The sequence below is a fragment of the Yeosuana marina genome, assembly GCF_011762485.1.
In the GTDB taxonomy this organism is placed as follows: Bacteria; Bacteroidota; Bacteroidia; order Flavobacteriales; family Flavobacteriaceae; genus Yeosuana; species Yeosuana marina.
In genome coordinates this window covers 62342-73736 of record NZ_JAAKGI010000027.1, presented here as the reverse complement: position 1 = coordinate 73736, position 11395 = coordinate 62342, and the positions used below count along the sequence as shown (strand labels likewise).

At 34.7% G+C, this 11395-nt stretch carries 10 protein-coding genes; 9 read left to right on the top strand and 1 reads right to left on the bottom strand.

The annotated features are described in order from the left end of the window. Positions 1-249 precede the first annotated feature (249 nt). On the bottom strand, positions 250-543 hold the full coding sequence (locus G5V56_RS14650) for a GIY-YIG nuclease family protein (RefSeq protein WP_166966400.1): 294 nt from the start codon (positions 541-543) through the stop codon (positions 250-252). Positions 544-1746: 1203 nt separating this feature from the next. On the opposite strand from G5V56_RS14650, the gene G5V56_RS14645 reads away from it, so the two are divergent. The 9 genes from G5V56_RS14645 (at position 1747) to G5V56_RS14605 (ending at position 11335) form a co-directional block, all read left to right on the top strand. After that, positions 1747-2496: a hypothetical protein gene (locus tag G5V56_RS14645; protein WP_166966398.1), complete on the top strand. Its 750-nt coding sequence runs from the start codon at positions 1747-1749 to the stop codon at positions 2494-2496. A 658-nt stretch (positions 2497-3154) separates the two neighbouring features. Continuing rightward, a complete protein-coding gene (locus G5V56_RS14640) occupies positions 3155-4309 on the top strand; it encodes a glycosyltransferase family 4 protein (RefSeq protein WP_166966396.1) in 1155 nt (384 codons plus the stop codon). An 81-nt stretch (positions 4310-4390) separates the two neighbouring features. Then, a complete protein-coding gene (locus tag G5V56_RS14635; protein WP_166966394.1) occupies positions 4391-5365 on the top strand; it encodes a sugar-transfer associated ATP-grasp domain-containing protein in 975 nt (324 codons plus the stop codon). Next, positions 5362-6678, top strand: coding sequence for a phenylacetate--CoA ligase family protein (locus G5V56_RS14630; protein WP_240911329.1), 1317 nt, complete (start codon positions 5362-5364; stop codon positions 6676-6678). The genes G5V56_RS14635 and G5V56_RS14630 overlap by 4 nt, the downstream gene beginning before the upstream one ends. 155 nt (positions 6679-6833) lie before the next feature. Further along, entirely contained in the window at positions 6834-7445 is a 612-nt protein-coding gene (locus tag G5V56_RS14625; protein ID WP_166966392.1) for a sugar transferase, read from the top strand. 6 nt (positions 7446-7451) lie between these two features. Beyond that, a complete protein-coding gene (locus G5V56_RS14620; protein ID WP_166966390.1) occupies positions 7452-8513 on the top strand; it encodes a hypothetical protein in 1062 nt (353 codons plus the stop codon). Continuing rightward, positions 8513-9598: a hypothetical protein gene (locus G5V56_RS14615; RefSeq protein ID WP_166966387.1), complete on the top strand. Its 1086-nt coding sequence runs from the start codon at positions 8513-8515 to the stop codon at positions 9596-9598. The genes G5V56_RS14620 and G5V56_RS14615 overlap by 1 nt, the downstream gene beginning before the upstream one ends. An 11-nt stretch (positions 9599-9609) precedes the next feature. Further along, the gene (locus tag G5V56_RS14610; protein WP_166966384.1) at positions 9610-11103 is read left to right on the top strand and encodes an AMP-binding protein; all 1494 of its coding nucleotides are present in this window, start codon (positions 9610-9612) and stop codon (positions 11101-11103) included. Next, positions 11096-11335 carry an acyl carrier protein gene (locus G5V56_RS14605; RefSeq protein ID WP_166966381.1) on the top strand — a complete coding sequence of 80 codons (240 nt, stop codon included), beginning with the start codon at positions 11096-11098 and terminating at the stop codon, positions 11333-11335. Before G5V56_RS14610 ends, G5V56_RS14605 begins: the two co-directional genes overlap by 8 nt. Positions 11336-11395: the final 60 nt, after the last annotated feature.

Here is an 11395-nt window from a genome sequence, read left to right as displayed (position 1 = left end):
TGTATCGAGAACCTTGTCAGTTCGAGTGATTCGACGTAGGAGAATTGTATCGCGAACTATTTTTAGTGCATTGCTTCTTGATACAATTTTCTCATGCTTCGAAAACCACTCGAAGTGACATCTAGGTTGTTAAATAACCATTCTTATCCCCTTTGTCAGTTCGAGTGACCTGTGGAGGAACGACACAGGTTGTATCGAGAACCCTGTCAGTTCGAGTGATTCGACGTAGGAGTATCGTATCGAGAACAATTACGATTTAAATTTTTTCCTTGAAAGATTTGGTAGCTTTTCAAACTCATTATTAATTAATGCCTCTTTTTTTACTTTAGACCATTTTTTAATTTGTTTTTCTGTTTCAATAGCTTTTGTAGGTTCAGTAAATTCAGAATAAAAAACCAATGAAACAGGTCTTCTTGAATGCGTGTAGCTATCTTTATATTTACCAGATTGGTGTTCAATGACTCTTTGTTCAAGATTTGAAGTAATCCCTGTGTAATAGGTGTTATCTGAGCATTTTAAAATATAAACGTAGTATGTTTTCATGCCTTAAAAATAAGACTTCTCGATACAAATTTGTTCCGTTGCACTACACAAATCCACTCGAAGTGACAGTATTAACGCTTTTGTCAGTTCGAGTGATCTACGAAGGAACGACGTAGATTGTATCGAGAACCTTGTCAGTTCGAGTGATTCGACGTAGGAGAATCGTATCGAAAACTAATTTTAGTGCATTGCTTGTCGATACAATTTTCTCATACTTCGAAAACCATTTGAAGTGACAATGGTAGTTTTTTTTGTCAGTTCGAGTGACCTGTGGAGGAACGACACAGGTTGTATCGAGAACCTTGTCAGTTCGAGTGATTCGACGCAGGAGAATCGTATCGAGAACTATTTTTAGTGCATTGCTTCTCGATACATATTTGTTCCGTTGCACAACACAAATCCACTCGAAGTGACATTTAGTTTTTAAATAACCTCTGATCCTCTGTGTCAGTTCGAGTGACCTGTGGAGGAACGACACAGGTTGTATCGAGAACCAACAAATAACTAAATAAACACATTAACAAATCAACAACAAAAAATGTATCGAGAACACCTCTCACTACTAAACAAACAGACTGCCAAGTCGTCCCGCCTCACAGTGGCGTTCATTTCCGTCATTACGAGCAACGCGAAGTAATCTCATGATGCAAGTTCAAATCAAAAGACTGCCGCGTCGTTCCTCCTCGCAGTGACGTTCTTCACCAACTTTATAACTAAACCTTTTAACTTCTCACTTCTCACTTCTCACTTCTAACCATCTAAAGATCTATTTATCTCACTATCTAACCTTCTCCCCCCCATAGATCCCCTATGGATACTCTATGGATACTCTATGGATACTGTATGGATAAAGTATGAGACTGTTAAAAATGCAAAACCACTAAAAATGTACAAAATAATACAGATCATAATAAAAAGTATAAAAAACTACAAATACTACAATTTCTACAGATACTAAAAAAATAGCTAATAAATAGAAATAGCTAAAAATCTAACGAGTTTAAACTAAAACAAGTCATAACTCCCAAAAACATAAAAACCAACTCGAACAGTTTTAATCCTGATATACTTTTGAAATGTCATTCAGCGATAGCAAAACTCTAAAGGAGCTCATTTAGAATTTAAATCATCCTGTTTACAAAAATGATTAGTAGTAACCGAGTCTTAAAAAATAGATAACAGACTCATAAAACAATTAAAACCATGGCCAAATTAAAAAGCCTCATTAAAATTGAAGGAACCCTGGATGGGATGACCTTCTACAAAGGTAAAGACGGTTATTTAGTACGCACCAAAGGAGGCGTTTCGAAAAACCGCATTGACAACGATCCTGCATTCATTCGTACTCGTGAAAATGGGACGGAGTTCGGACACATCGCCAAAAGCGGCAAAGTGTTTCGGCAAGCTCTTACGCCTTTGTTGGCAGATGTAAAAGACAGTACCCTAACAGCACGTATGGTAAAAATCTTGTCGCAAATAAAAAATACCGATAGCACATCGGTAAGAGGAAGCCGACAGGTTGGTATTGGAATCGCAACTCCTGAAGGGCAAGCCATCTTAAAAGGATTTGATTTTAACAGTAATGCCAAATTAAATAGTGTGTTATTAGCCGACTACCAGCTAAATACAACCACGGGAGGTATTAGTATTGCTAATTTAAATCCCTTAAAGCAACTCAATGCCCCCAGTGGAGCCACCCATGTAAGTGTAATGTCTGCCGCATTACGCATAGATTTTACAACCTCTGAAAAAGACTTACAAGTAAGTCCGGAAGTTAATATCCCTTTAAATGGGACATCAGTTGATATTAATACAGCTCCTGATAACATACCGGAAGGCTCGGGTCAAATCATGTTTGTGTTAAAAATTAGTTTCTTTCAAGAAATTAATGGCATACAATACACCTTAAATAATGGAGCCTTTAATACCCTGCATATTATTGATATGGTATAGCGCATCATGATAACGGCAATTAAAAAGAGGTCTTAACTATAAGTTTAATAATGACGTATAACAAGACCTCTTGTCGTTTAAGTATAGCTCTCCTAACCTAGTGTCCCCTGGCTTAATTCTCGTTTTTTAAACTAATAAATCGTCATTACGAGCAACGCGAAGTAATCTCATGATTGTAACTCCAATCAAAAGACTGCCGCGTCGTCCCTCCTCGCAGTGACGTTCTATACCGTCATTACGAGCGCAGCGAAGTAATCTCATGATTAATTTCTTTTCGTTTCTAGTATTCAATAATCTAACCATATAAAGATTTATCACGATTCTCGATTCACTTCTCACCTCTCACTATGAAACAAACAGACTGCCACGTCGTTCCTCCTCGCAGTGACGTACAATGATACATTTTGACTTTAAAAATTCACTACTTTCATCTAACCCTTTAACTTTTAATATTTAATATCTTACTTCTAACTTTAAATTCTAACCATCTAACCTCTCACTTCTAACTTCTAACTTCTAACTTCTAACATCTAACCAGCTAACCAGCTAACCAGCTAACCATCTAACCAACGTAATAAAACGAAAAAATAAATCGGTACCAAATTACTTTTATATATTTGTTCAAAACTAGATAACCCAGACCTTCGAATCTATCCATATGAAAAAAAAATTAATCAGAATTACCACAGTTCCCCTCTCGTTAAGCGGCCTCCTTACGGGACAACTAAAGTTCATGTCCCAGTATTTTGAGGTTCTGGGAGTGTCTTCAAACAATAAAAATCAATTGGAGATGGTATCTAAATTGGAGGAAATCCCTACAATAGCCGTTGAAATGACGCGCAAGATTACGCCCATAAAAGATTTAAAAGCAGTATGGCAACTCTATAAATTATTTAAAAAAGAAAAACCGTTTATCGTCCATTCTCATACCCCTAAAGCTGGAACTTTATCCATGTTAGCGGCTAAACTGGCAGGCGTACCGTACAGACTGCACACCATAGCAGGACTGCCTTTGGTAGAGGCTACGGGAAGTAAACGCTGGCTTTTGAATGCTGTGGAAAAAATAACCTACAGTTGCGCCACGAGAATATATCCAAATTCCTTTGGATTACAAGATATTATATTACAAAATAAATTCACAACGAAAAATAAATTAAAAGTGATTGCCAACGGGAGTTCTAACGGGATAGATACAACTTACTTCAATCCTCAAGCCTATGAAAACAGCGATGAGATTCATAAACTTAAACAAGAGTTAAAGATAGCTGAAGAAGATTTTGTATTTGTATTTATGGGACGTTTAGTGACGGACAAAGGAATTAATGAGCTTATAGTTGCTTTTAATAAGCTTTGTCAAGAGCATCAACATATAAAATTGTTGTTGGTGGGGACTTATGAAAACGACTTAGACCCCTTGCTTCCAGAAACCTTAAGAGCCATTGAAACCAATCAACATATTCTATCTCCAGGATGGGTTGATGATGTACGCCCTTATTTTGCAATTTCTGACGCCCTAACATTTCCTAGCTATAGAGAAGGGTTTCCTAATGTGGTTATGCAGGCTGGGGCTATGGAATTAGCGTGCATTGTTACAGACATTAATGGATGTAATGAAATTGTTAAACATAAAGAAACTGGTTTAATTATTCCTGTAAAAGATACAGAAGCTTTATATACGGCTATGAGCTTTATTTTAAACCATAAAACAGCATCCAAACACATGGGGGTTAAATGCAGAGCGCATATTGTATCGAATTTTGAACGTAAAGTCGTTTGGGAAGCTTTATTAGACGAATATAATACCCTTAATTAAGTTCTATTGAGCACGATGATTTCTAGACTAAAACATTTAAATGTCTTTTTTAAAGACCCCGATAAAAAAGGGGGGCTACGAATGCTTAAAGAACTATTGTATTTTGCATGGCTAAAAAAAGAAGTTCCGACCGATTATGTTAGAAAATTTCTATACAGAAAGGATGTGGTAGCCTATCAGCAGTATCTATCCTTGAATCAATTTAACAGCATTATTACATCCAAAAAATTAGTATTCCCTCAAATATCAAACTTATTGGATAATAAATTAAGTTTTTACAAACTATGCGAAACCTATAAGTTACCGATTCCTAAAGTAATAGCATACAATTTAAGACAGCAGTTTTTTTATAAAGACACCAATAGCCTGAGGACTAAAAAGCAGGACCTGATTGATTTTTTCAATAACCTGTTTGAAACATCAAAAAGGACGACCCTATTTGTAAAACCCCTAAGTGGTTCGGGCGGTTTTGGCTGTTTTTTACTGGAGAAAAACCTATTAGAAACACAGATAGAAACCTATGGCGAGAGCCTCCTTAACAATTGCTATCTCTATCAAGAACGTATCAAACAGCACGCAGATATTGATAAAATTAATTCTAAATCCATTAATACCTTACGATTGGACACCTATATCGATACCTCAAATACACCACACGTACTCTCGGTACTTATGCGTTTTGGAATAGGAAACAGCATCACCGATAATACCCATACGGGTGGCTTCTATATCGCCGTCAGTCCATCAGGAACCTTGCAAGCACCGGGTAGACAGGATATTATTGAAGGGGGTGGTGTATTTGTAACGCATCCAGATACACATTTTGAATTGAACGGGTTTCAGGTTCCCTTTTTTCATGAAGCTTGTGCGTTAGCAAAGCGTTTAACTACCTATTTCCCGAATAGAATAATTGGTTGGGATATAGCGATCACTGATAAAGGGCCTTTGGTTATAGAAGGAAATAACAATCCGAGTTTACATGTCACCGATGTGGCCTATGGCGGATATCTAAAAAACAAACACATACAGAACATCTTAACCGAAATAAAAAAATGAGAAGATATGTTCTGAGGGCTTTAGAAAATCTACGATATAGCCTGTTTTGGAGTTTAGATAGGCTCAAAGGTGGCAACGTCAAAAAACATTATAAGGATATTAGATTTATTTTAGAACAGTTTGAGAGTTCATATTCAAAACAAAAACGAGACGACGCACTAAAAATGTTGTTAGAGCATGCCGTAAAAACAACCGTGTTTTACAAAAATTATAAGCATGCCAAAACAGTACAGGACTTTCCTGTTATCAATAAAACCAGTATTAGAGAACATAAAAAAAATATGCTTTCTCAGGCGTTTAGTGGTAAAAAAATAGTCACGGTTAAAACCAGTGGGTCAACCGGAGCCACCTTGGAGATTGTTCAAGATAGCAATAAAAAACAACGAAATACAGCAGACACGCTTTATTTTTCTGAACTGGCAGGGTTTAAATTGGGATACAAACTATATTATGTAAGACTATGGGTGGCTTATTTAAAAAAACAAAGCATACAGATTTGGAAACAAAATATCCATCCCGTAAATGTGATAGAATTAAACGATGCCTATTTAAAAAAATTAATCGAACACATCAAGACAGACCCCTCACGTAAAGGATGGCTGGGCTATGCCTCGGGATTTGAAGCTATTTGCAAATATCTGGACAAAATTAAGACGCCCCCAATAAACACAAATGTTACATCCATTATTGCGATTTCTGAGAGTTTAAACGACTACACAAAACAAAGCATGTCGAGATACTTTGGTGCGCCTACCGTATCTCGATATTCCAATTGGGAAAACGGCATCATAGCGCAACAAATGCCTGATGGCACAACCGATTTTAAAATAAATTGGGCGAGTTACCTGGTTGAAATACTGGAGTTTGATACCAACAACCCCGTCAAAGAGGGGCAGTTAGGGCGCATTGTCATTACCGATTTATTTAATTATGCGTTACCCATGATACGCTACGATACAGGTGATGTAGGCGCGATGGACACGAGCGTCTCACCGCCTGTTTTAAAAAAAGTGGAAGGGCGTCAGTCGGATATCGTGTTTAACACCCAAGGCAAGATGGTGTCGCCATTAATTATGTCCTGCCTTTTAAACTATAGTGGGGTCATACAGGGACAATTAATTCAGGAAACACAAAACGAATACACTCTAAAATTAAATGCAACCAGCGAATTTAAGAGAGAGCTTGATTTGTTGAATGAATTAAAAGGCTATTTGGGTCACCAAGCCATCATTCATAGTGTATACGTCAATGAAATTCCTTTATTAGCCTCGGGGAAAAGAAAAATGATGGTAAACAAGTATACAATCAAATAATGGTTCATGAGCATAAAACGAATGATATAACTACAGAGGTAGCAACCTTATCGAAAAAACAGGAACTCATAACGAATATTTACTGAATTAGACCTTCGAGCCTCAGTTAAACTTTATATTTGAAATTCTGTAAAGTGTTTAAAATAAGCAAAGGAATGTATAAATTATTTTTTAAGAGACTCATAGATATCATGGTATCCCTTATAGCCATTACGCTATTATCACCCATTATCATAGCCACTATGCTATTGTTGATCATTGCAAATCAAGGCAAACCCTTTTTTATTCATCCGCGTCCCGGTAAAAATGGAAAAGTATTTAAGCTGATTAAGTTTAAAACCATGAATGATAAAAAAGATGCACAGGGCGAGTTTTTACCATTTGACCAAAGAGTGACTAAAATTGGGGCGTTTGTTAGAAAATATTCCTTAGATGAACTCTTGCAATTAATTAATGTACTTAAAGGCGACATGAGTTTGGTGGGACCAAGACCTTTACTGGTGCAATATCTACCGTTGTATAACGAGACACAGAAAAGACGACATGATGTAAAACCTGGAATTACAGGGTGGGCACAAGTGAATGGTAGAAATACACTGCTATGGGTAAAAAAGTTTGAGTATGATGTTTGGTACGTAGATCATTTGTCTTTTTTATTAGATATAAAAATTTTACTGTTAACAGTAAAAAAAGTAATTGTTAAGGAAGGGGTCAATAATTCAGAATCTCTAAACATGACCACCTTTACGGGGGGAGCTAACGAATAAGCAACTATGGTAAAAAAAGAAGGCATCGGATCGTATTTTCATTGTGAAATCTTAAAACTAGACACGGGTAATGAGATTGTGCTACCATTTCAGTACGAGCTGTTTTATACAGGTAGGCAGGCCCTACTCTATATATTAAACCAGATAAATGCTGAAAAGAAGATAACTAAAATTTGGTTTCCCGAGTACTATTGCCAACATACCCTACATTGGATACAAAAATCATATCCAGACATTAGTTTATATAAGCTCAATCCCTTTGATTTTTCATCAGATAGGGTTAACATATCGGAATTTGCAGAAACAAACGATGTGGTGATTATCAATAATTATTGGGGCTTGAGCACGATGCGGACTGAAAAAAAGGAGGATTCTCCAGTAATTATTGAAGATCATTCCCACGGATGGCTAAGCAAAGCTTGTCTAAATAGCAAAGCGGACTATTGTTTTGTGTCCTTACGAAAGTCCTTACCCATTCCGTTAGGAGGGATCTATTGGAAACCCAACAACACAATAACCGACGACACCTTTGATTTTAAAGAGGGTGATGCCTTTTATAAAATTTGGGAACGGATGCTGCAAGCTATGACCATAAAGTCCGATTATATTGAAAACAAAACGCAAAGTGGCTCGGATATTTATGGACCACTATTTTATGAGGTTGAAGACCAATTGAATAAGCATACTAGGTTTGTACGACTTAAAAACGAACATAAATCCTATATCGAGTCGTGGTTAAAATGGAATACTTTAGAAATAAAGGAGAATAATTTGAAAGTACTGTATGATCATCTTGAGGAGAGTCCACAGTTTAAAGTACTCAAAAGATCTGGATATACAGCCTTTGGTTGTGATTTAGTTTTTAAAGATGAGGCTGCCTGCAAAGCTTTAAAATCCTATTTAGTCTCACATAATATATATCCTTCCATGTTATGGCCTGATAATAAGATAGACTATACATGGCAATTCTTTATGAATATTCATGTTGATTTTCGTTATAACGAAAAAGATATGTTATATATTTCAAAAATAATAAATTCATGGAACCATCAATATAACAGCGAATAATGGACATAATATCAGTCACAAAAAAGCAGTTACGAGAAGCCTTAGACTTAAATACCTATTGGCAAAACAAGGAAGTAGCCATGCCTAAAAGTAAAGCGCGATGGTTATTAAAAAATGAGCGTATTGAAGAAGATGACTATGTTGCTGTAATTGGATTAGAAAACAATGACATTGTAGCTTACACCTTAATTATTCCTGATAGAATACAAACTAAAGACCATCAAGTATCTAAAATAAACTGGGTTCATATATGGTGGGTGGATTCAAATCGTAAAGATGAAATCTTAGGCCCCTACATCTTTAACAAAACGGTGAAAATTTTAAATCAAAATCTGCTGTTAAATTCTTACCTCGAAAACACCAATAAATTTTTTGCAAAAGGACCTTTTAACATTATCAATAAACGATTACGATACACAATATTTTTTGACTTAGAAACTAATATAATATTGAGTAGATTTCCTGTTTTTAAATATTTCAAGTGGCTAATTATACTCTGTAATAAAACAATAATTAAAGGCATCAATTACATCAATACGAAACAATCGCAAAAGAGAACTAGTCTTTTAACCTATGAGTATATAAACAAATTGGATGATGAAACATGGACGTTCCTAAGTGAAAGATGTCAACATGATTTTACTGTAAAATCAAAAGACTATGTCAATTGGCACATAGATAATTCACAATATACGCAAACGCCTATTCCTAAGAAATTTAAGTTTTCATACTCCACAACAGGCTTTAGTAAAAACATTTATTCTTATACATTTAAAATAATTGAAAACAATGAGTTAATAGGATTTATATCGTATATCTTAGATGGTTTTGTATTTTATCTTAAATATTTTTTATGTAAAAATGATAATTATGAGGAAAAATGTGTTGCGGCACTATTGGAACACTTTTTTAAATTTAAAGCGAGTTATATGATTACAGATGATTCTAAAGTGACACAATTAATAAAAAAACAATATAAACCTGTTTTTACCTACCAAATTGAGAAAAAGACCATATCACATAAAAATATGGATTTGAATTTTGAAGACATCATAGTAACGGATAGAGACGGTAGGTTTCATTAAAAAATTTCTATATGACAATTTTAGAACAAATAGTAAGCTCGATAAAAGATAATGCTAACAACGCATTTTGTATTGAAGATACCTTATATACCTACAAAGAGTTTGCTATATGTGTCTCTAAGATTCAACGAGCTATTCAAAAGCATATTAACATAACGGACCTTAATGTTGGCTTAATTGCTAATAACGATTTAGAAACCTATGCGTCTATTATTGCGTTATGGTTAGAGGGTAAAGCGTATGTTCCGCTTAATCCTGAAACGCCAAAAAACAGAAATTTAAATGTCATAAAACAGTCTGATATTCATACTATTATAGATTCTTCAGAAAACACAGATTATGAACAGTTTTTATTAATTAATTCAAAAAAATTAATCGGAAATGACGATACTTTAACGATTTCAAACTATTCAGAAGACAATTTGGCCTATATCTTTTTTACCTCTGGAACGACTGGAAACCCTAAAGGGGTCCAAATAACTCATAAAAATTTAAATTATTTTATGCAGGCTTTTGAGGATTTAAAGTATCCTATAGAGTCTTCTGATAGATGTCTTCAAATGTTCGATTTAACCTTTGATTTGTCGGTAGTATCATATCTAGCGCCCTTACTAAAAGGAGCTTGCATATATACGCTTGGAAGTAATAATATAAAATATTTGGAAGTGCTAAAAGTCATGACACGGCATAGACTCACGTTTTCACTCATGGTGCCGTCTGTGTTACATTCACTCCGCCCCTATTTTAGTAAAATACATTTTGAAAATTTAAAATATAGCATGTTTTGTGGAGAAGCCCTTCATTTAGATATTACAGAAGCCTGGAGCAAATGTGTGCCAAATGCAATCATAGCTAATGTATACGGTCCAACAGAGTGCACGATATACTGTACAAATTATACCTATAATCCCAACGGATTTAATAAATCTCATAATGGTATTTTATCGATTGGTAAAGAGATGACAACGACCGAAACGATTATTGTAGATTTTGAAAATAATCCGTTACCGAATAATCATCTCGGAGAATTATGCCTGAGTGGTCCCCAATTAACAAGAGGGTATTGGAAAAATGACGACATCAATAAAAAAGCGTTTTTTAATGTAACAATAAATAACGAACAAAAACGATTTTATAAAACAGGTGATTTATGTAAAAAAGATACTGAAGGCGATATCACCTATTTAGGACGTATCGATTTTCAAGCTAAAGTGCAGGGGTATCGGGTGGAACTATCAGAGATTGAGTTTCATGTAAAAAAAATACTTTCTGAATTAAATGTAGTGGCAATAATCTTTGAAAATAAAATTGGAAATAATGAAATTGCATTAGCTATTGAGAGTCCAAAATTCAAAACTAAAAAGTTTTTAGATGAATTAAGAACCATATTACCAGACTACATGATTCCATCAAAAATTGCATTCTTTCTTAAATTACCCTTAAATGTGAATGGGAAAATTAATAGAAATGAAATGATAAAAATAATTAAAGAAAAATATGAATAATAACATATTAGAAAAAGTTACAGCCGTTTTTACTAAAATACTTGAACATGATAACTTTGAATTATCTGAATCAACAACGACTCATGATGTAGATGGTTGGGAATCGTCTACCCATATGATGATTATTACTGAAATTGAAGACGAATTTAATATTGAATTTGAATTAGACGAATTATGGAGTATGAAAAATATAGGTGATTTAGTGTCTTGTATTCAAAATAAAATTGAATAAAAAATATCATATACGTCCTCTATTATCAACAATAAATAGCACCCAAATCTTTAAGTGAAA